This is a genomic window from Frondihabitans sp. PAMC 28766, from assembly GCF_001577365.1.
Taxonomy (GTDB): Bacteria; Actinomycetota; Actinomycetes; order Actinomycetales; family Microbacteriaceae; genus Frondihabitans.
In genome coordinates this window covers 975368-994221 of the sequence record NZ_CP014513.1, presented here as the reverse complement: position 1 = coordinate 994221, position 18854 = coordinate 975368, and the positions used below count along the sequence as shown (strand labels likewise).

Annotated in this window: 19 protein-coding genes; 2 read left to right on the top strand and 17 right to left on the bottom strand. The window is 70.5% G+C overall.

Annotated features, from left to right (window positions below):
* Nucleotides 1-14: 14 nt before the first annotated feature.
* On the top strand, nucleotides 15-797 hold the full coding sequence (locus tag AX769_RS04875; RefSeq protein ID WP_066276581.1) for a metallophosphoesterase: 783 nt from the start codon (nucleotides 15-17) through the stop codon (nucleotides 795-797).
* On the opposite strand, the gene AX769_RS04870 is transcribed toward AX769_RS04875, so the two are convergent.
* The gene (locus tag AX769_RS04870) at nucleotides 787-2013 is read right to left on the bottom strand and encodes an MFS transporter (RefSeq protein ID WP_066276578.1); all 1227 of its coding nucleotides are present in this window, start codon (nucleotides 2011-2013) and stop codon (nucleotides 787-789) included. The genes AX769_RS04875 and AX769_RS04870 overlap by 11 nt on opposite strands.
* 75 nt (nucleotides 2014-2088) lie before the next feature.
* Between AX769_RS04870 and AX769_RS04865 the strand changes: the two genes are divergently transcribed.
* Nucleotides 2089-2319, top strand: a complete 231-nt coding sequence (locus AX769_RS04865) for a hypothetical protein (RefSeq protein ID WP_066276570.1) — start codon at nucleotides 2089-2091, stop codon at nucleotides 2317-2319.
* Between the two features lie 91 nt (nucleotides 2320-2410).
* On the opposite strand, the gene AX769_RS04860 is transcribed toward AX769_RS04865, so the two are convergent.
* The 16 genes from AX769_RS04860 to tilS form a co-directional block, all read right to left on the bottom strand.
* On the bottom strand, nucleotides 2411-3274 hold the full coding sequence (locus AX769_RS04860) for a serine protein kinase RIO (RefSeq protein WP_082763493.1): 864 nt from the start codon (nucleotides 3272-3274) through the stop codon (nucleotides 2411-2413).
* Nucleotides 3275-3506: 232 nt separating this feature from the next.
* Nucleotides 3507-3797 carry a hypothetical protein gene (locus AX769_RS04855; RefSeq protein ID WP_157887457.1) on the bottom strand — a complete coding sequence of 97 codons (291 nt, stop codon included), beginning with the start codon at nucleotides 3795-3797 and terminating at the stop codon, nucleotides 3507-3509.
* A gap of 53 nt (nucleotides 3798-3850) precedes the next feature.
* Entirely contained in the window at nucleotides 3851-4759 is a 909-nt protein-coding gene (locus tag AX769_RS04850; protein WP_066276563.1) for a hypothetical protein, read from the bottom strand.
* A 384-nt stretch (nucleotides 4760-5143) separates the two neighbouring features.
* Entirely contained in the window at nucleotides 5144-6175 is a 1032-nt protein-coding gene (locus AX769_RS04845; RefSeq protein ID WP_239451946.1) for a sigma-70 family RNA polymerase sigma factor, read from the bottom strand.
* A 494-nt stretch (nucleotides 6176-6669) separates the two neighbouring features.
* Nucleotides 6670-6903, bottom strand: a complete 234-nt coding sequence (locus AX769_RS04840) for a hypothetical protein (RefSeq protein WP_066276557.1) — start codon at nucleotides 6901-6903, stop codon at nucleotides 6670-6672.
* 87 nt (nucleotides 6904-6990) lie between these two features.
* Nucleotides 6991-8496 carry a lysine--tRNA ligase gene (gene lysS / locus AX769_RS04835; protein ID WP_066276555.1) on the bottom strand — a complete coding sequence of 502 codons (1506 nt, stop codon included), beginning with the start codon at nucleotides 8494-8496 and terminating at the stop codon, nucleotides 6991-6993.
* A gap of 18 nt (nucleotides 8497-8514) precedes the next feature.
* Nucleotides 8515-9267, bottom strand: a complete 753-nt coding sequence (locus AX769_RS04830) for a Rossmann-like and DUF2520 domain-containing protein (protein ID WP_066276554.1) — start codon at nucleotides 9265-9267, stop codon at nucleotides 8515-8517.
* On the bottom strand, nucleotides 9264-11186 hold the full coding sequence (locus AX769_RS04825) for a PH domain-containing protein (RefSeq protein ID WP_082764015.1): 1923 nt from the start codon (nucleotides 11184-11186) through the stop codon (nucleotides 9264-9266). Before AX769_RS04825 ends, AX769_RS04830 begins: the two co-directional genes overlap by 4 nt.
* A gap of 8 nt (nucleotides 11187-11194) precedes the next feature.
* Complete coding sequence (locus AX769_RS04820) at nucleotides 11195-11677, bottom strand: PH domain-containing protein (protein WP_066276553.1); 483 nt, start codon at nucleotides 11675-11677, stop codon at nucleotides 11195-11197.
* Between the two features lie 90 nt (nucleotides 11678-11767).
* A complete protein-coding gene (locus AX769_RS04815; RefSeq protein WP_066276548.1) occupies nucleotides 11768-12247 on the bottom strand; it encodes a DUF3180 domain-containing protein in 480 nt (159 codons plus the stop codon).
* Complete coding sequence (gene folK / locus AX769_RS04810; RefSeq protein WP_082763492.1) at nucleotides 12244-12804, bottom strand: 2-amino-4-hydroxy-6-hydroxymethyldihydropteridine diphosphokinase; 561 nt, start codon at nucleotides 12802-12804, stop codon at nucleotides 12244-12246. The genes AX769_RS04815 and folK overlap by 4 nt, the downstream gene beginning before the upstream one ends.
* A complete protein-coding gene (folB, locus tag AX769_RS04805) occupies nucleotides 12801-13163 on the bottom strand; it encodes a dihydroneopterin aldolase (RefSeq protein ID WP_239451945.1) in 363 nt (120 codons plus the stop codon). Before folB ends, folK begins: the two co-directional genes overlap by 4 nt.
* The gene (gene folP, locus AX769_RS04800; RefSeq protein ID WP_066283187.1) at nucleotides 13156-13947 is read right to left on the bottom strand and encodes a dihydropteroate synthase; all 792 of its coding nucleotides are present in this window, start codon (nucleotides 13945-13947) and stop codon (nucleotides 13156-13158) included. The genes folB and folP overlap by 8 nt, the downstream gene beginning before the upstream one ends.
* 942 nt (nucleotides 13948-14889) lie before the next feature.
* Nucleotides 14890-16893 carry an ATP-dependent zinc metalloprotease FtsH gene (gene ftsH, locus AX769_RS04795; protein WP_066276542.1) on the bottom strand — a complete coding sequence of 668 codons (2004 nt, stop codon included), beginning with the start codon at nucleotides 16891-16893 and terminating at the stop codon, nucleotides 14890-14892.
* A gap of 197 nt (nucleotides 16894-17090) precedes the next feature.
* A complete protein-coding gene (gene hpt, locus AX769_RS04790) occupies nucleotides 17091-17642 on the bottom strand; it encodes a hypoxanthine phosphoribosyltransferase (protein ID WP_066276539.1) in 552 nt (183 codons plus the stop codon).
* 82 nt (nucleotides 17643-17724) lie between these two features.
* On the bottom strand, nucleotides 17725-18789 hold the full coding sequence (gene tilS, locus AX769_RS04785) for a tRNA lysidine(34) synthetase TilS (RefSeq protein WP_066276532.1): 1065 nt from the start codon (nucleotides 18787-18789) through the stop codon (nucleotides 17725-17727).
* Nucleotides 18790-18854 lie beyond the last annotated feature (65 nt).

Genomic DNA, 18854 nt, shown 5'->3' with positions numbered 1-18854 from the left:
GCACAGGCCGCGCGATGCCTCAGCCGGGCGCCGGATTCGCGTCGGTCGCCGTCCTCTCCGACATCCACGGCGTGCTGCCCGCCCTCGATCGCGTGCTCGCCGAGCCCGCCGTGCAGCGCGCCGACGTCATCGTCGTCACCGGCGATCACACCTGGGGGCCGCAGCCGACCGGGGTGCTCGATCGGCTCGTCTCGCTCGGCGAGCGAGTCCTGCTGGTGCGCGGCAACGCCGACCGCGAGCTGCTGCAGATGTCCGAGGGGCAGGACGTCGGGCTGGCCGACGACCCCCTCTCGGTGTGGGGTGCGGCGCAGCTGACGAGTCGCCACCGAGAGCTACTGCGGGCGATGCCGACGCGGGTCACTCTCGAGATCCTGGGCTTCGGGCCCGCGCTCTTCTGCCACGCGACACCGCGCGACGACGCCGAGGTCGTGCTGGTCGACAGTCGCCCCGAGCGCTGGGCGGACGTCTTCGCCGATCTGCCCGTCGAGGTGGGGACGGTGGTGTGCGGGCACACGCACATGCCTTTCGTCCGCGAGGTCGACGGGCGGCTCGTGGTCAATCCGGGCAGCGTGGGGTTGCCGTACGGCCGGCCGGGCGGCCACTGGGCCGTGCTCGAGGCCGGGGCGGTGACGCTCGGGTGCACTCCGCTCGACGTCGACGAGGTGATCCGCGAGGTGCTTGCCTCGTCGACCTTCCCCGGCGCCACGGCGTGGCTCGACGAGGCCCTCCGCACGCCGGCCGGCGACTTCGAGGCGCTGGCCGAGTTCGGCCCGAGGGACGGGCGACTCAGCCCGTAGCGGTCTTCTCGCGGGTGGTCGTGCGGAGACCCCGCACCTCGGCGAAGCAGAGCGCGCCGGCCAGCGCGACGACGAGCAGCAACCCGGCCGCGCCGAGAGTCACCGGGAGCCCGAGCCGGAGGCTCACCGGCCCCGCGAGCACCTGGCCGATCGGAATCGCGAGGAAGGAGCCGAGCTGGTCGTACGAGCTGACCCGCGAGAGCAGCCCGATCGGCACGTGCTCTTGCAGCGAGGTGCTCCAGGCGACTCCGAACTGCTCGACCCCGAGGCCGCCGGCGAAGGACGCCGCAAGCAGCACCGGCAGCGGCGCGTGAGCAGCCAGGGCGAACAGAGGCAGCGACCACGCCATCGCGCAGACCAGGCCGACCGCGAGATAGCGACGCGGCCGCACGCGCAATGCGATGAAGCCCCCGGCGACATAGCCCACGGCTTCGGCGGCGAGGAAGAAGCCCCAGGCGCCGCGCCCGATCGTCGCGTCCGCGTAGGTCGGCCCGAGCACGACGATGCCGCCCACGAAGGCGGCATTGGCCAGGAAGAACGCAGCGACCGTCGCCCACACCCACCTCCGTTCGGCGAAGGCCGTCCACCCGGCCAACAGCTCGCGCACGAAGCCTGCTCGGGTCGTCCGCACGCTCCGGTCGAGACGGAGAAGCGCGAAGCAGCCCGCCCCGACTCCGAACGTGATCGCATCGACGACGATGGCGCCCCCCGAGCCGATCAGGGCCACGACGATGCCGGCGAACGCCAGGCCGACGACCGACGCTGCGTTCGAGAGCAGCCGCGACACGGCGTTCGCCGACGGCAGCAGCTCGGTCGACACGGTCAGCGGCACCAGCCCCGCCGCCGCCGGGCCGCTCAGCGCCGAGAAGGCCCCGTTCAGCGCCGACATGCCGGCGAGCAATGGCACGGTCTCGGCGTGACCGAGCAGGGTGACGCCGACGATCGCCTGGGTGACAGCGCTGGCCACGCTGGATCCTGCCAGCAGGATGCCACGCGGCACGCGATCGGCCAGCGTCCCTCCGATCAGGAGGAAGACCAGTGTCGCGGCCGAACGCGCCCCCACCACCAGCCCCAGGCTCGCCGCCGAATGTGTCAGGTCGAGCACGGCGAAGGCCAGTGCGACAGGCGCGATCGACGAGCCGAGCCGGCTGATCGCGGTGCCCAGCGCGAGCCACCGGAAGGGCGCGATCCGGGCCAGCACGGCTAATTCGCTCACGCTCTTCCCCGCCGGCCCGGCACGGGTCTATCGTGAGGCGTCGGCCGGGGTCGGAGCCGTAAGCAAGGAGACATCATGGTTTCTCTCATCATCGCAGGCGTCGTCGTCGTCGTGATCGTTCTCGCGGTCGTCGTGGGGGTGCTGCGGCGCACGCGATCGACGCGGGGTCTGACACGCGACGAGCGCGCGGCGAGACTCAGCGGGGAGCACCTCCGTAACGACGACAGCGAGGCGAGCCGCGCCGAGACCGCCGCCCGCAACGCGGCGGGCAGCGCCCGGGCGCAGGCTCAGAACAACCAGTTCTGAGCCGGCGGGCTCTGCGGCGCCTCGCGCTCTGGCGCCTCGGGCTCTGCGGCGCCTCGTGCTCGGGCGCCTCGGGCCTCAGCCGCCTCGGGCCTCAGCCGCCGAACACCTCCCCCAGGCACTCGGCGAGCAGCTGATCCGGCTCGCGCGCGAAGCCGCGGCGCGCGAACCAGTTCGACACGTTGAGGCAGTCGCGCTCGAGCAGCGCGACGCCGTTCGGGTTGCTGACGACGTCGACCAGCTGTGGCAGGTCGATCGCCACGACGCGACCGTGGTGCACCAGCAGGTTGTAGGCCGACAGATCGCCGTGCGCATACCCGGCGCGAGCGAACCCGATCAGGATCTCGGTCACCTGCTCGAACAGCGGCCACAGCTCGGCCCCGTCGGCCGCGGTCTGCGCCAGGCGCGGCGCCGCCACGTTGCCGCCGCCCGCCGAGACATCGCCGATGAACTCCATCAGGATCTCCGTGTGCGAGATCTGCACCGGGTACGGCACCGCCACGCCCCGCTCGTACATGCGCCCGAGTGCCTCGAACTCGGCCCAGGCCCAGAGCCCGGCCTGCACTTCGCGGCCGTGCATCGAGCCACGGGCCATCGCCCGGCCGTCGCGCGTGTTGCGCGTGCGCCGGCCTTCGCGGTACTGCGCGCCGCGGTGGAAGTCGCTCGTCTCGGTGCTGCGGTAGCGCTTGGCGGCCAGCACGCTGGATCCTGCGCTGCCGTCGGTCAGAATCACGTCGGGCGGGACGGCGCGTTCGATGAGGAAGACGTCAGCCTCTTTGCCCGTCTTGACGATGCCGAGCTCGGTGTCGATGGCGGCCGCGCTGGTCACGACCCAGTCAGGAAAGGGCCGGGGGCCGCGTTCGGTGGGGGTTGTCGCCGGCCAAGTGGACCAGCGCTGCCCGTCGCCGGGGTCGGCGTCGGAGAAGGTGGGTACGACGAAATCGTCGGAAAAAGTCAACGGAAGTCTCCAGAGACGGAGGCCGCCGGGCTTGCCTGTTCGGCTCTAGTCGGCGACGGCCTCGAGGGATGAGGGGTGCGGGGTCTTCACGCTCGCTGCATTCATGGTCGCCACCCCTTTCTCGTTCGTCTCGGTGCTTCGGCCTGCTCGTGCCGACACTAACGCAGGAGCCGCCGCGACACCAGGGTCGCGGCGGCTCCTGCGCAGGATGCGCGGTTCAGTGCGTTCGGGTTCAGTGCGCGCTGTCGGTCGCTGCTTTGTAGTCGTCAACGGTCACGCCGGGGGCGCCTGACACGGCGATCTGGTCGTCCTGGTAGACGATGTTCGGCTTCTCGTCGCTCGGTGCGCCCGGGGTCGCCGGGACACTGTCGGCCGAACCGTGCTGGGTCGACACGGCGGCCTTGTCGCTCGTCGCCGGCGCCGACGTCTCCGCCGCGTTCGCAGCAACGGCGCCGAGTGCGACGGAGCCGACTGCGGCGACGGCCACCGACGCGCCGATGAGGGTCTTCGAGAGCTTGTTCATGGAGGTTCCTTTCATCATGCGGTCGTTTTCGACCGCAGAACAATCAGAACATTTCAGATGTTGCAGGCCCGTAAACGCAGTTCTTTATCGAGTCGGTGCAGCAGGAGTCCGGAGCTCACCAGGTCGTCGTCGGTCACCCTGATCACCCGCCACCCGGCATCCTGAAAGCGCTCGTACCGCGCGATGTCCTTTCGCCACTGCGCCCGGTCGCTGCGGTGACCGTCGCCCTCGTACTCGAGCACCACCCGCTCGTCGCGGTACACGAGGTCGGCATGGCCGAGGGCCCCGCCCGCTGCGTTCGTCACTTCGCCGTTCGGCTCGGGCGGCTCGGGAAGGCCCGCCCGGACGATCAGCAGCCGCAGCTCGGTCTCTTTCGGCGACCACACGTCAGCCCGGACGAGGTGTCGCGCCTTGCGCAGCTTCCGCGCCCCGCGGCGGCTCCCCCACGTGCTCACCGCGACGTCGAGCTCGTCGAGCGGCCGCTCTCTCGCCCGTTCGTCTTTCGACCACCGCCCCGCCAGCCCGTCACCCATGGCCACGAGGTCGTCCAACCCGAGCAGCTCGCTGCACTGCGCCCACGCCCAGGCCGGCTCGACCACCGGCAGGCCGCCCATGAAGGTGCCGCCGACTCCGTTCGAACGATGGCCGACGACGCCGGGCCTCCGCGGGCGGCGGCCGTCCGGGCTCGTCTCGTGCAGCGGAGCCGATCGAGCCGCGAGCGGCAAAGGCAGACCCCAGAGCGCGGCGGCGGTCACGTGGCTGAAGGCCTGACCGGCGCCCAGCAGGGGAAGCAGTTCTTCACACCGACCCACGATCGACTTCGGTGCCGCGACGTTTCGAACACCGTGATGGGGTCTCAGAAGGTCGTCGGCGGCCAGGCGACCGCGCTCGACCCCCGCCGAGCGCCCGTCGGCCAACGTGAACGGTGCTCCGAGCAGAAGGGACGGCAGAGGCCTGTGCATGCCTCCAGGTTCATCGATCGTGGCATGCACCGGACACCGCTGGGCCTCGACTGTGGACAACTCACCGGACGGTCATGCCTGTGGAGGAGCAGCAGGAGCTCGCCGAAAGGGCAGAGTCGCACAGTCCTTTCGCGATCCTTCGGCGTTTGTGCCCTTTCGGCACCGCGAGGTCCTCGCAGCGCGGGCACCGTCTGCGTCGAAAGGGCGAGGACGCACCCGACTCGGGCGAATTTGGTGCGTTGGCGCCCACTCGGGGCGGCGGCGCGCAGGGGCGCCGGCGCGCGAGCGCAGGAGCGCGCACACATTGCGCACACACTGCGCACACACCGCGGGCACGACGAAGGGCCCGCACCGAGGAGGTGCGGGCCCTTCGGGAGGAAACGCCTACTGCAGGTAGAGCTGGAGGTCTTGCGAGACGGCCTTGGCGAACATGCGCAGGCGCGCGCGGCTCTCGACACGGGAGACCGCCTGGCGCGACGAGTGCACGCGCTTCGAGATCTCGTCGAGCGTCATCGGCTGGTCGTCGTCGAGACCGAAGCGCATGCGGATCACACGGGCCTCGTCTTCGGGCAGGGCCTCGACGAGCGAGTGGATGTCGCGGTTCAGCATGCTGGACTCTGTGGCCTCGCCCGGCGAGGGGGTCTCTTCGTCTTCGATGAAGTCGCCGAGCTCGCTGTCTTCGGCGTCGCCGACGACAGTGTGGATCGAGACCGGCTCGTGAGAGCGCGACTTGAGGTCGACGAGGTCGGCGACCTCCATGGCGACCTCGGCGGCCACCTCGTCGACGGTGGGCGCACGGCCCAGGTCGACGGTGAGGTCGCGTTCGGCGCGCGAGATGCGGTTGATGCGCTCGACGGTGTGCACCGGGATGCGGATTGCGCGCGCCTTGTCGGCGAGCCCGCGGGCGATGGCCTGGCGGATCCACCAGGTGGCGTAGGTCGAGAACTTGTAGCCCTGCGTGTAGTCGAATTTCTCGACGGCTCTGACGAGGCCGAGATTGCCCTCCTGGATGACGTCCATGAAGGGGAGGCCGCGCTGCGTGTAGCGCTTGGCGATCGAGACGACCAGGCGCAGGTTCGCGGTGATCATGCGGTCTTTCGCCCGCTCGCCGTCGTGGATCAGCCAGCGGAAGTCGCTGCGGTCGGAGGCGGTGAGGCCGCCTGCGGCTTCGAGCAGGCTGAGCTTCTCTTCGGCGAAGAGGCCCACCTCGATGCGTCGGGCGATCTCCGTCTCCTCCTGCGCGTCGAGCAACGGCATGCGGCCGATGTGGCGCAGGTAGTCGCCGACCTGGTCGGTGGAGGCGCCGCGGACCTGGCCGAGGACTTCGACCTCGTCGTCGGTGGTGGTGCTGCTCTGGGGGGCGCTCGTGGCGCCCGAGGTGGTCTCGCGGATCCGGTGGTCAGTTGCTGTCGACATCGTCTTCTCCATCTCTAGCGAGGTCGAAACCCGCCGTAGGGTTTCGATCCGGCGACGCCTGACCTTCAGTCGGGAGATGTTCCCGTGATGGCTCAGTGCCCGTGAAGCACTTTCCGTCGCACTACGAGTCAAGCGGTGGTTGCCCTGGTTGCCGAAATCGTTCAGGGTCTTCACAAGCAATCTCAGGGTGCGCTCACAGACAAATCCCCTCGATGGGGTACGGAGGGGTCAAAACTTTGACAGCGACGTCAAGTCGGGTGTAGGTCGTCCTCGACAGTTCAGGGGTACACGTTCACAGCCCGATCAGCACCAGTGCTTACGTTCTCACGGGTGAATAGCCAGCATCGGGGGACGAATCAGATGAACACGAGGTTTCGGGCAGGCGTCAGCAGGATGTGAGAAGACGTCTTTTCGGGGTACGCGGGGTACGCGACGGTGAGGGTCAACGACGACACCCCGAGCCGTGACGGCTCGGGGTGTCGACTCGACAGAAGTCAGTCGGTGGGTGACGGAGCGGGGCTCGCCGCGACGGCCGAAACAGCAGCAGCCCGCTCGGCGCGCTCCTCGGCCTCGGCCCGGGCGCGCTCTTCGATCTCGATGGCGTTGTACGCCGCCCGCTCGGTGCGGTCGGCACGGAAGATGGCGCGCATGGCGAACCAGAAGAGCAGACCGACGAGGATGGTCGGCCCGATGGCGTAGAACACGCCGCCGATCGCGTTATGAGGCACAGGTCAAGCGTACGTTGCCGCACGCGAAAGCCCAAGACGCCGAACTCGACCACGAGCGAGGTGTGCCGTGTGCCGCGCGCGACCGCCCTACTTGACCAGCGGAAACAGGATCGTCTCGCGGATGCCCAACCCCGTCAGGGCCATCAGCAGGCGGTCGACCCCCATGCCCATGCCCCCGGTCGGCGGCATGCCGTGTTCGAGCGCCTTCAAGAAGTCTTCGTCGAGACGCATCGCCTCCACGTCGCCACGGGCCGCGAGCTTCGCCTGCTCGACGAACCGCTCGCGCTGCACGACCGGGTCGACGAGCTCGGAGTAGCCGGTCGCCAACTCGAAGCCGCGGACGTAGAGGTCCCACTTCTCGACCACGCCGGGCTTCGACCGGTGCGAGCGCACGAGCGGTGAGGTGTCGAGCGGGAAGTCCATCACGAACGTCGGGCGGTCGAGCGAGCCCTTCACGAAGTGCTCCCAGAGCTCTTCCACGAGCTTGCCGTGGGTCTCCTGCGCCACCGTGATGCCCAGGTCGGAGGCCATGGCCTGCAACTCGCCGAGCGGAGTGTCGGGCGTGATGCGGGTGCCGGCCGCCTCGCTCAGCGACTCGTACATCGAGATGCGCGCCCACTCGCCACCGAGGTCGTAGTCGGTGCCGTCGAACCAGGTGACCACGTGGCCTCCTGCGACCGCTGTGGCGGAGTTCTGGATCAGCTCTTGGGTCAGATCGGCGATCTGGCTGTAGTCGCCGTAGGCCTGGTAGGCCTCGATCATCGCGAACTCGGGCGAGTGCGTCGAGTCGGCGCCCTCGTTGCGGAAGTTGCGGTTGATCTCGAAGACGCGCTCGATGCCCCCGACCGCGGCGCGCTTGAGGTAGAGCTCGGGCGCGATGCGCAGGTAGAGCTCGGTGTCGAAGGCGTTGGAGTGCGTGACGAACGGGCGTGCCGAGGCACCGCCGTGCATGGTCTGCAGCATCGGCGTCTCGACCTCGAGGAAGTCGTGCGAGTCGAAGGTCGAGCGCAGCGACTTCATCACCGTCGAGCGAGCACGCACGGTGGTGCGGGCCTGCTCGCGCACGATCAGGTCGAGGTAGCGAGTGCGCACTCGCGACTCTTCACTGAGCTCGGAGTGCAGGTTCGGCAGCGGCAGGATCGCCTTCGTCGCGATCTTCCACTCCTGGACGAGCACCGACAGCTCGCCGCGTCGGGAGGAGATGACCTCACCCGAGACGAACACGTGGTCGCCCAGGTCGACCATGGCCTTCCAGCGCGCGAGACTCTCGTCGCCGACCTCGGCCAGCGACACCATCACCTGGATGCGCGACCCGTCGCCCGACTGCAGCGCCGCGAAGCAGAGTTTGCCGCCGATGCGGAAATGCACGACCCGACCCGCAAGGCCGACGACGTCGCCCGAGGCGGTGTCGGTCTCGAGACCTGCGTAGGTCTCACGAACGGCGGGGATCGTGGTCGTGATCGGCACGGAGACGGGGTAGGCCTCGTCGCCCGATTCGATGAGCCGCCGACGCTTCTCGAGACGGACGGCCTTCTGCTCGAAGACCTCTGCATCAGTGAGGTCGGGCTCGGGCGCAGGCGTCGCGTCGGTCATCGAAAATGCTCCAGAAATCTAGGGAAGAGGGCCGTCGTCGTCGAAAGACGGCATGTCGATGCTACCGGGGCCGACCGACCCATCCGCCGTGGCCAGAGCGCGGTCCATCGCCGAGCGCACCAGCGGTGCGATGACGCGCCCCGGCTCGGGCAGACCCAGATCGCGCAGGATCTCGACCGACTGGGTCACGATCGCCGCCGAGAAGGTCGTCGCCGTCTCCACCGCCTCGGCGTAGCGGGGCCGGTCGGCCTCGTCGATGACGACGGGCTCGGCTCCCATCTCGACCACCAGCGCCTGGCCGATGGGCAGCACGGGCCCCGGGGCGGTGACGGCGCAGTAGGAGTCGCGGAGACGCACGAGGTCGATCGTCGAGCCCGTGAACTGCAGCGCGGGGTGGATCGCCAGCGGGATGGCCCCGGCCGCTCTGGCGGGCTGGAGAACGGCGAGCCCGTGCACCGGCGACGTGTGCACGACCAGCTGCCCGGCCTGCCACGCGTCGGTGGCCGCGAGCCCTGCGACGAGATCTTCGAGCTGGTCGTCGGGCACCGCGAGAATCACGAGTTCGCTTCGCTCGACAATCTCTTGGACCGTCAGGATCGGGACGCCCGGCAGGATCGCGTCGGCCCGGTCACGGCTCCGCTCGGAGACCGCCGAGACGCCTACGATCGCGTGGCCGGCGGCGGCGAGCGCAGCCCCCAGCACAGGGCCCACGTGTCCCGCGCCGACGATGCCGACCCCGAGGCGGCCGGAGGGCTGAGCGGGGGGAGTCACGGGTCGACCCTACGCTCGGACGCGGGCGGGGCCGGCCACTGCGGGGCCACGGAGGGCGCCGGCCAGGTGGCGTCGACGGCAGAGGTCGAGCCGGCAGGGGTCGAGCCGGCCGCCGCGCCGCTCGCGGTGTCGAGCCAGCGGTGCGTCCGGTCGGCCCGAGCCGCCACGACGGCGTCGTGGGCGGCGGTCTGGAAGAAGGCCATGGCATCCTGCGCGTCGAGGGCGCCGATCTCGGCGGTGATCGGCCCCTGGACGGTGTGCAGCTCGATCTCGGCCAGCCGGAGGCGGCGCAGCAGCGGCCCCTGCCGGAGGCCCGCGCTCTGCACGCGCGGCAGCGGCACGACGATCAGCTGACGCCAGATCGCCCCCTTGCGCAGCAGCACCGCGCCGGGCGCCGTGCGGAAGCCGTTGCGCCGCCACGAGAACCAGCGAAGCCACTGGCCGCGGCGGGGCGACGTGGTGAATCCGCCGTCGCGACCCTTCGACGTCATGCCCGCCTCGATCAGCGACAGCGCCTTCCGGCCCTCTTCGACCGCGCGGCGCGGCTGGCTGTCGATCACGTCGGCCGGGGTCGCGTCGCCGCGGTCGAGGGCATCCTGCACCGCCACGTCGGCGGCGGTGAGCCCCACGAGCTCGGGCAGGATCAGCTGCAGAACCTTCGTCACGTCGGCGGCGCTCCCGACCGGCAGGATCGTCGTGTTCGCCATGTTGTCGGCGCCCTTGGTCGACGAGTGCGAGGCCCGGTTGATCTTGACCTCCCACCAGCCGAACGGCCGCCAGGCGAGCGGTTGGCTCAGGCGAATGGAGTGGATGCGCCCCGGCGGCAGGGTCTCGTTGCTCGTCGAGAGGAGGCCCCAGCCGATGCGGATGCCGTCACGGGTCGACGCGATCGAATAGCGGAGCGACTTCACGACGCGTCGCGAGTAATAGCTGAACGACCCGATGATGGTCGGGAGGAAGATCACGAGCAGGAAGAACTGCCCGGTTGTTGCGATGCTCACGACGACCGCGGCGATGATCAGCGCGAGGAAGAGCGTGAAGCCGCTCAGCACGGCCGAGCCGATGAGGCGACCGAGGCGCATACGGACGACGCTCGGCGAGTCGCCACGTCGGTCGCCGGCCGAGGCCGCCGACGGGTTGCGCGCAGCGGCCGCGCCCGCCTCCCACTCGGTGTCCTCGCCCAGCGGCGATGCCATGAACTCGTGCAGCCGCTGCTCGATCAGCCCCGCGCCGCGAGCGGGGTCGCCGCTCTGCTGCTCCGCCTCGCGCACCCCGCTGGCCCGGCTGAGGATCGCCCGCCGCACGTCGTCGGCCGAGGCCGAGCGCAGGTACGCCAACGGCACGTTCGCGTCGTGCCCGGCCTGGTTGATCTCGAGCTTGGCCGCGCCGAAGATCCGCGCGAAGAGGGGCCGCTGCACGTTGATGCCCTGGATGCGATCGAGCCGCGCCCGTCGATTGGTACGGAAGACGACGCCGCTGCGCACCTCGACCGTCTCGTCGGTGACGCGGAACGAGTTCATCCGCCACGAGAGGTAGAAGATCCCGACCAGGATCACGAGGAGAGCCAGCACGGCGAGCACGGCCACCCACTCGAGGCGGTTCGCGATCACGTAGTCGACGGGGTCGCCGTCGTTGCCGCCGTTGCCGCCACCGCCAGTGCCGCCGCCGTGCCGGCCGCCCGGATCGGGGATCACGAGCTCGAGCAGCCGCTCGCGGAAGTTGTTGAGCACGAAGCCCAGGATCACGACGAGCGCGAAGCCGCCCCGCAGTAGCGGCGTCGCCGGGTGCAGCCGGTGCCACTGGCCGTCGGTGAGCTGCTCGGCGGCGCGAGCGCCGCTGGGCGTCGCCGGGCGCGACGGCGTCTGGTCGCCTGGCGCCCGGCCGGGCGGCTGCGGCTCGAGGGGCTTGGAGGGTCGCATGCCGAAGCTCACAGCCCGGCCCGCCTCGACTCGGCCAGCTCGACGAGGCGGTCCCTCAGCTGCTCGGCGTCGGCGTGCGGGATACCCGGGATCGTCACGGCCGAAGCCGCGGCCGCGGTGACGAACTTGAGATCGCTGAGGCCGAGGGCGCGCACCACGGGGCCGCGGTTGACGTCGATCAGCTGCATACGCCCGTACGGCACCGCGACGAAGCGCAGGAAGAGGATGCCGCGCCGCACCAGCAGGTCGTCGTCGCGCAGCTGATAGCCGATCGCGCGCACGCGGCGCGGAATGAACGCCACGAAGACCCCGGTGATCACCAGGATCGCGGCGGTCAGTGCGTACCCCCACCACTGCCCAGAGAACCACGTGAACGCGCTCAGAGCCGCGATGACCAGACCGGCCAGCGCATAGCTCGCCATCTCGGGCCACTTGTAGGTGGGCGAGATGCGCGTCCACGTGGCGCCGTCGACGTCGATGCGGTCGGTCACTGGTGCTCCTGGTCTCGGGGTGGTGCGTGCCGCTGCTCGCCTGAGCGCTGCTGCCTCGAAGTATGGCGCACGCCCCCGACCGTCCGCCGGTCAGATGCGCTGCTGTGCCCCGCCGCCGCCGTCGCGCGTGTCGTCTTCGGGCGGCACGGTGCACATGTATTCGGCGACGAGGCCGGCGACCATGAGCGCCACGCCGCCGACGACGCCGATGATCGTGGGCACGATCGACCCGGCCGAGATCGGCACGGGGCGGCTCAGCATGTAGACGAGCAGGCCGCCCATGCCGCCACCGAAGATCGCGCCCGCGATGCTCGACGCCTTGGCGATCAGCACGACGCGCGTGGCGTAGTAGGCGTCGATCGGATCGTGCGTGCGGCCGCGCGCCACCCGGAAGACCGGCACGGCCAGCGAGATCACGATCGCCGCGATGGCGAGCAGCGCGAGGCCCAGAGTGAACGCGGGCACGAAGATCGGGTGCAGCGTCGTCGTCAGCACGGCGTCGAGGGCGAACCCCGCCGCTGCCGCGACGACGAGCACGCTGATGACGGTCGAGATGCGGGTGCGTTTCACGCGGAGTCTTTCGGAGAGGGCGAAGCGGCCGACTCGGTCAGGCGAGCGGCGCCGGCACGGTGGGCGACCGGATCCTGAAGCCCCACCAGGATGCCACGGACGGGCCCCGCCCCCGGCAGCACGGCCTCGGGGTCGACCTGCAGCCACGGCTCGAGCACGAACGATCGGTCGGCGGCGCGCGGGTGCGGCAGTGTCAGCCGGGGGGTGTCGACGACAGTGTCGCCGTGCACGACGAGGTCGAGGTCGAGGGTGCGATCGCCCCAGCGCTCGAGGCGCACGCGGCCGTGGTCGTCTTCGATGCGATTCAGCTGATCGAGCAGCTCGACGGGCCCCAGCGTCGTCTCGACGAGGGCTGCGCCGTTGAGATAGGCGGGCTTCGACTCGTCGAGGCCGTCGGGGGTGAGCGCGACGGATTCGATGGGCACGCTGGCGTCGAGAACGGTCACGCCGGGTGTCGCGGCCAGCGCCGCCACGGCCGCCCGCAGAGTGGCGTCGCGGTCACCGAGGTTCGCCCCGAGCGCGACGACAGCGCGCACCGGAAGGGGGTCGGAGTTCATGAACGGCCCCGGTCGATGGAGATCGACACGTCGCCGAACGGCACCGCGATGGGCGCCTCCGGCTTGTGCACGGTGACGTTCGTCCGGATCGCGGCAGGGAACGACAAGACAGTCGCGGCGATCCGCTCGGCGAGGGTCTCGATCAGGTCGACGGGGTCGTGCTCGATGTCGTGCACGATGCGCTCGGCGAGCACGCCGTAGTGCACGGTCTTGTCGAGGTCGTCCGACGACGCCGACTCGATGGCATCGATGTCGACGATCACGTCGACGACGAAATCCTGCCCCTGCTGCTTCTCGTAGTCGAAGTAGCCGTGGTGGCCCTTCGCCCGGACTCCGGTCAGTTTCAGCTGGTCAACCACGGGACCCTTTCTGCCACGCCTCCCACACATCGAGGGCGGCGCGGGTCGATGCGACATCGTGCACGCGGACGCCCCACGCGCCGGCCTGCCCGGCCAGGGCGCTGATGACGGCGGTCGCAGGATCCCGTTCGCGCACGCCCGCATCCTCGGGCAGCAGGGCCCCCAGGAAGCGCTTGCGCGACGCGGCCACGAGCACCGGCAGCCCCAGCTCGCCCAGCTCGTGCAGGTGCCCGAGCAGCTGCCAGTTGTGGTCGGCCAGCTTGGCGAACCCGAGGCCCGGATCGATGACGATCTTGGCCGGGTCGACGCCCTGCACGACGAGCTCGGCCACGCGTTGGAAGAGCTCGGCCTTCACCTCGGCGACAGCGCTGGTGTAGCGGGCGTTCTGCTGCATGACGTCGGAGTGACCGCGCCAGTGCATGGCGATGTAGGTGCTGCCCGTGTCGACGACGACCTGGGCCATGTGCGGGTCGGCCAAGCCGCCCGAGACGTCGTTGATGACCTCGGCGCCCGCCGCGACGGCTGCGAACGCGGTGGCGGCGTTCATGGTGTCGATGCTGACCCGCATCCCGAGGGCGACGAGCTCGCGGATCACCGGGATCACGCGCCGTTGTTCTTCGTGCACTTCGACGCGCGGGGCCCCGGGGCGGGTCGACTCGCCGCCGATGTCGATCAGATCGGCGCCGTCCGCCGCGAGCGCGCGGGCATGCGCGACGGCGTCGTCGAAGCGGGCATAGCGCCCGCCGTCGCTGAACGAGTCGAGAGTGACGTTCAGGATGCCCATGATGAGCGTTCGGGTGCCGGCCGACGGCTCGGCGGCATCGAGAGGCTCAGGAGCCACCGCGGCCTGGCGCACGACCGCGATCGCCCGGGTCGCGACGTCGGCCGGGTCGGCTGCGGTCACAGCGGCAGCGGCAGGCGCAGCGGCAGGCGCAGCGGCAGCGGCAGGCGCCGCGGCAGCGGCAGGCGCCGCCGAGGCAGGAGCGGGGGGCGCGAGGGCCGGGGTCGCTGTCGCCACGGCGGGCCCCACCAGCGGCCGATCGAAGACACCACCTGCGATCAGGCGTCGGCCGGCCTCGCTGGGTGCCCCGGCGGGGGTCGGTCGCGACAGGACACGCTCGAGGCCGCCCTCGACACTCGGACGCGGGCGGACCGCGTCGCCCTCGCGACGGCGCTGGGCGACGCGTCGCAGCGCCTCGCCCTGCGCGGCGAGCGTCGCCCGGTCGGCGGCAAGCCGCTCGGCGGCCTCGGCCTCGGGGTCGAGCACCGCTCTGGCTCGACGGCCGCGGGCTCGCGGTGGCTCGGCCGGGGCACCGCCGGCCGAGGCACCGCCGGCCGAGGCACCGCTCGTCGGCACGCTGCCAGCCGACGCGGCGTCCGCGGGCTCGGTCGCACCGCCCGACGCCGCCGACAGTGAGACAACGGCCACCTCGGAAACGGCCGACACCGCCGCCCGCGGAGCCGCGATGGGCTCGACACGGGTGGCGGTGTCGGTGAAGTCGGCCTCGTCGACAGCTGAGCGCTGAGCGTGGACCGCGGGGGCCAGGGCCGGCCGGATCGGCGTCGACGCGAACGCCGACGTCGACGGCAGGTCGAGAGGAGTCGACTCGGGGTACCGGTCGCGGCCACGCGGGCGCACCCACGTCTGCTCGAGCTCGGGTTCGAGATCGGGCGTGGCGGGTTCCGCTCCGGCGCGGTGAGACCCCTGGGGCTCCTCGCTCACGGCCTAGGCGGGAGCGATGCCGGGCGTGGTGCGCGGCGGGCGCTTGCGCGCGGGCTTGGCATCCGGCGACGAGTCGACGCCTCCGTCGACCGCACCGGCGTCGACCGGGATCCGCGAGGGGATCTGGACGGCCGGCAGGCTCGACGACGGGCGCTTCGAGCTCGAGAGCCACTCGGGGCGCTCGGGCAGCTTCTTGACGTCTTTGAAGATCTCGGCCAGCTCGGTGTGGTCGAGCGTCTCCTTCTCGAGCAGCAGGGCCGCGAGGCGGTCGAGCACGTCGCGGTTGTCGTTGATGACCTGCCACGCCTCGTCGTGCGCCTGCTCGAGGAGGGTGCGCACCTCGGTGTCGACCGTCTCGGCGATCTTCTCCGAGTAGTCGCGCTCGCCCATGTCGCGGCCCATGAACTGCTCGCCCGAGCCCTGTCCGAGCTTGACCGAGCCGACCTTGGACGACATGCCGTATTCGGTGACCATCTTGCGAGCGGTCGACGTGGCCTTCTCGATGTCATTCGAGGCGCCCGACGTCGGGTCGTGGAAGACGATCTCTTCGGCGACGCGGCCGCCCATGGCGTAGGCCATCTGGTCGAGCAGCTCGTTGCGAGTGACCGAGTACTTGTCTTCGAGGGGCAGCACCATCGTGTAGCCGAGGGCGCGACCGCGAGGCAGGATCGTGATCTTGGTCACCGGGTCGGTGTGGCGCATGGCAGCAGCGGCGAGAGCGTGACCGCCCTCGTGGTACGCGGTGATGAGCTTCTCGCTGTCTTTCATCACCCGACTGCGGCGCTGCGGGCCGGCCATGACCCGGTCGACGGCCTCGTCGAGGGCGCGGTTGTCGATGAGCTGCGCGTTGCTGCGAGCCGTGAGCAGCGCAGCCTCGTTGAGGACGTTGGCCAGGTCGGCGCCGGTGAAGCCGGGCGTCTTGCGAGCCAGCACCTCGAGGTCGACGCTCGCCGAGAGCGGCTTGCCCTTGCCGTGCACCTCGAGGATCTGCTTGCGACCCTCCATGCCGGGGGCGTCGACGCCGATCTGGCGGTCGAAGCGGCCGGGGCGGAGGAGCGCGGGGTCGAGCACGTCGGGTCGGTTGGTCGCCGCGATCAGGATGACGTTCGTCTTGACGTCGAAGCCGTCCATCTCGACGAGCAGCTGGTTGAGGGTCTGCTCGCGTTCGTCGTTGCCGCCGCCGATACCGGCGCCGCGGTGGCGGCCGACAGCGTCGATCTCGTCGATGAAGATGATGGCGGGGCTGTTCTGCTTGGCCTGTTCGAAGAGGTCGCGCACGCGGCTGGCGCCGACGCCCACGAACATCTCGACGAAGTCCGAGCCCGAGATCGAGAAGAAGGGCACGCCCGCTTCACCGGCGACAGCGCGGGCGAGCAGCGTCTTGCCCGTGCCGGGAGGGCCGTAGAGCAGGACGCCCTTCGGGATCCTGGCACCCACGGCCTGGAACTTGGCGGGCTCTTTCAAGAAGTCTTTGATCTCTTCGAGCTCTTCGATGGCCTCGTCGGCACCGGCGACGTCCGAGAACGACACCTGCGGCGTCTCTTTGTTGTTGAGCTTGGCGCGAGACTTGCCGAACTGCATGACCTTGCTGCCGCCACCCTGCATGCTGCCGAGGAGCAGCCAGAAGATGATGCCGATCACGATGAACGGCAAGAGGAGGCCGAGGATCGACCAGATCGGGTTCGCCTGCGTGACGATGTCGTTGTAGCCGCCGGTGGTGCCGCCCGCCAGCTTGGCGTCGGACACGGCCTTCACGACCTCGGCGCCGCGAGGCGTCGAGTAGTAGAACTGCGCCGTCGTCTTGTTGTTGAGCGTGAGGTCGACCCGCTGCTCGTTGCTGTAGATCTGAGCCGAGGCGACCTTGCCGCCGGACAGGTCGGACAGGCCCTGCTGGGTGCTGATCTGAGTGGCGCCACCGCCATGGAGGAGGCCATAGGCCACGGCGATGCCGATCAGAACGATGAGCACGTAGAGGTACGGGCCGCGGAGTAAGCGCTTGAAGTCCATAGAGATCCGGGCGGCAGGCCCGACACCTTTCTGCAAGGGAACGTGAGGGAAAGGTTACCTCGGCTCACCTTGCCGGTGAGTGGGTGTTCGCCGTGCGCGCACTCCGCGTGCTCGGCGCGACGCGCCACGCGATGCCGATGTCGCGAGCGACCCCGCGAGCGCGGATCGAATCGCCGTGGCGTCAGCGCTCATTCTCATCACGAATAGACGTGCGGCGCAAGGATGCCGATGGCCCGCAGGTTGCGATACCGCTCGTCGTAATCGAGCCCGTAGCCGACGACGAATTCGTTGGGGATCTCGAATCCTGCGTACTTGACGGGCACCTCGACGGTCGCGGCCTCGGGCTTCCGCAGCAGTGCGAAGATCTCGACGCTCGCCGCCCCGCGCCCGCGAAGGTTGGCCAACAGCCACGACAGCGTGAGCCCCGAGTCGATGATGTCTTCGACGATGATCACGTCGCGCCCGTGCAGGTCGGCGTCGAGGTCTTTCAGGATGCGGACGACGCCCGACGACTTCGTGCCCGAGCCGTACGACGACACAGCCATCCAGTCCATCGTGGCGGGGATCTTCAGCTCGCGGGCGAAGTCGGCCATCACCATGACGGCGCCCTTCAACACCCCGACCAGCAGCGGGTCACGCCCGGCGTAGTCGATCTCGACCCGGCGAGCGACCTCGGCGATCTTCGCGTGGATCTCCTCCTCGGTGTACAGGATCGACTTGAGATCGCCTTCGATGTCGCTGGTGTCCATGGGGTGCGCTCCGGTTCTTCGACGGCCGTGGTCGTTCAGAAGGCGATCTGCGTTCAGCACGCGATCACCGTTCAGCAGGCAATCAGGGGGTCGCGGCCACGGCCTCGAAGTGCAGGATGCCGCCGCGCCTGACCACTGTAATGCCCGGCAGGTGCAGCGGACCCTGCCCGTGCCAGTCGGTCACGAGCCGCGCGACCTCGAGAGTCTGCGAGCGCGACAGCGTCACCGCGAACTCGCTCTCGACCGCGAGACGGATGAGGCGCTGCCGGAGCGCCGCCGGGTTGGCTTCGAGACCTCGGACGTCGAGGGAGATGCCCGCCTCGGCATGATCGGCGAGGTCTTCGGCCTGCTCGTCGGCGAAGTGGTCGAGGGCGTCGCTGTCCTCGCGCAACTGGTCGGCCGTTCGCACGAGGGCGAGCGCCACACCGGGGCCGAGCTCGCGCTCGAGCATCGGCAGCACGACGTCGCGGACGCGCACCCGCGCGTAGGCGGGGTCGGAGTTCTGCGGGTCCGTCCAAGGCAGAAGGCCCGAGTCGGCGCAGAACGCGCGCGTCGTCTCGCGTCGTACGCCGAGCAGCGGCCGGCCGTAGAGCCCGGTGATCGCGTCCATCCCGGCGAGACTCGTCGGCCCGCTGCCCCTCGCCAGCCCGAGCAGCACCGTCTCGGCCTGGTCGTCGAGCGTATGGGCCACGAGGATCGAGGGCGCTCCGGTCTCGCGGGCCGCCTCCTCGAGCGCGGCGTACCTCGCCGCACGGGCCGCCGCCTCCGGGCCGCCGGCGTTCCCGACCGAGACCCGCCGCACGAGCACCGGGTCGAGCCCGAGGGCCCGGGCCTGCTCGGCGGCGCGGGCCGCCACCTCGCCCGAGCCCCGCTGGAGGCCGTGGTCGACGACGACGGCGCCCGCGCGCGCCGGGGGGTCGGCACGGGGGGCCTCGAACGCGACCGCCGCGGCGAGCGCGAGCGAATCGGAGCCTCCGCTGAGGGCGACCAGGACGTCTGCGCGGTCGTGGGCGTCAGGATCCTGCGCCCCTCGCCCTGCCCCGGGCCCGAGACCTGACCCCGGTCTCGATGCGGCCGCGGCGAACCAGTCACGGGCGGCTCGACGGACATCGGCGATGGCGGGAGTCAGGCGGGGACGGTCGGGCACCTTGTAACGTTAACGCCGTCCCGCGTGCGTCAGAGCCCGCGCCCACCCCGGTTCACGAAACAAGG